Here is a 1582-nt window from a genome sequence, read left to right as displayed (position 1 = left end):
GCCCTGGCTACGCTCGACCAGATCGATGCGCTGGACATTCCTGGGAACGCCAGGCGCGTTGGCACGCACATGCAGACCCGTTTGCGCAAACTGGTGGACAGTTGCAGTTTTGTGGGCGATGTCCGCGGCGTAGGTCTCATGCTCGGCATCGAGATGGTTAGCGACAAGACCAAACGCACGCCCATGGCCCGTACCAGCGATATCCCGGCGCGGGTGGCCAAGGCGGCCTACAAGGCTGGCGTGATGGTGCGCATCTCTGGGCCGAACCTGATTTTGTCGCCGCCGCTGGTCATCACCCGTGTGGAGGTGGACTACATGTGTGACGTGCTCGAAGCCGCGTTTGCCGCCGTGCAGGAGGGCCGCGCATGACGCCTCCTGTCATCCTGATCGTCGGTACGGTCGACACCAAGAGCGATGAGATCGGCTTCATGCGCGAGCAGGTGTTGGCTGCTGGTGGACAGCCGCTCATCATGGATGTGGGGGTGCTGGCTAAAGGGCATGTGACACCCGATGTATCCAACACGGATGTGGCGCAGGCTGCGGGCGTAACACTGCAGCAGGTGATGGACATCGGTGAGGAAAACAGCGCTATGGCCCTAATGGCCCAGGGTGCAAGTGCCTTGACGGCCGCGATGTGCCGCGAAGGGCAGATCGATGGTTTGCTGGCGTTGGGGGGAACCATGGGCACCGACTTGGCGTTGGACGTGGCCAACAGCTTGCCGTTGGGGGTGCCCAAGGTGGTCTTGTCCACGGTGGCGTTTTCGCCCCTGTTGCCACCCGAGCGCATGCCACCGGATTTGGTGATGGTTTTGTGGGCAGGGGGCCTTTATGGCCTCAACAGCCTGTGCCAGTCGGCCCTGGCGCAGGCCGCAGGAGCGGTGGTGGGAGCGTGTCGCGTGGCTCGTGCACCGCGCTTCGCGAGGCCCGTGGTGGGCATGACTTCTTTGGGGGCGAGCTGCCTCAAATACATGGTGCAGCTCAAGCCCGAGCTGGACCAGCGCGGCTTTGACTTGGCTGTGTTCCACACCACGGGCATGGGAGGCCGGGCGTTTGAGTCGCTGGCTGCACAGGGGCAGTTTGCCTGCGTGATGGACTTCAGCCTGCAGGAAATGGTCAACCAGATGGGGGGGTCTGTGGTAAGCGCCGGACCTGATCGATTGATGGGTGCAGGCCGCAAGGGCGTGCCCATGATCGTGGCCCCTGGGGCCACCGACCTGGTGGACTACCCAGCCTGGGGGCGGGTGCCCGAGCGCTTTGCTGGGCGGCCTTCGCACGACCACAACCGCCTAATCGCATCGGTGGGCATTGACGCTGACATGCGCCGCGAATTTGCTCGCGAACTGGCCGGCCGCTTGCGCCAAGCACAGGGACCTGTGCACCTGGTGCTGCCCATGTGTGGCATCGAAGAGTGGGATCGGCCCGGTGCGCCACTGCACGACCCCGAGGGGCTGTCGGCCTTGATGGACGAGTTGGATCGCTGCGATTGGGGGGGCGTTCAGGTCTCGCGCATAGATGCTCACATCAACGACGCGGCGTTTGTGCGGCAGGCGCTCGTGGTATTCGACGACTGGCTGGCGCGTGG

General features: G+C 64.2%; 2 protein-coding genes. Both read left to right on the top strand.

What is annotated here, in order from left to right; all coding sequences use genetic code 11:
* A partial coding sequence (locus tag Q8M88_RS08420) for an aminotransferase class III-fold pyridoxal phosphate-dependent enzyme (RefSeq protein ID WP_305596319.1) occupies positions 1 to 369 on the top strand: 369 nt, incomplete at its 5' end.
* A partial coding sequence (locus tag Q8M88_RS08415) for a Tm-1-like ATP-binding domain-containing protein (RefSeq protein WP_305596317.1) occupies positions 366 to 1582 on the top strand: 1217 nt, incomplete at its 3' end. The genes Q8M88_RS08420 and Q8M88_RS08415, both read left to right, overlap by 4 nt.

This window comes from Phenylobacterium sp. (genome assembly GCF_030693805.1).
In the GTDB taxonomy this organism is placed as follows: domain Bacteria; phylum Pseudomonadota; class Alphaproteobacteria; order Caulobacterales; family Caulobacteraceae; genus Phenylobacterium.
This window is presented reverse-complemented; position numbering and strand designations above follow the sequence as displayed.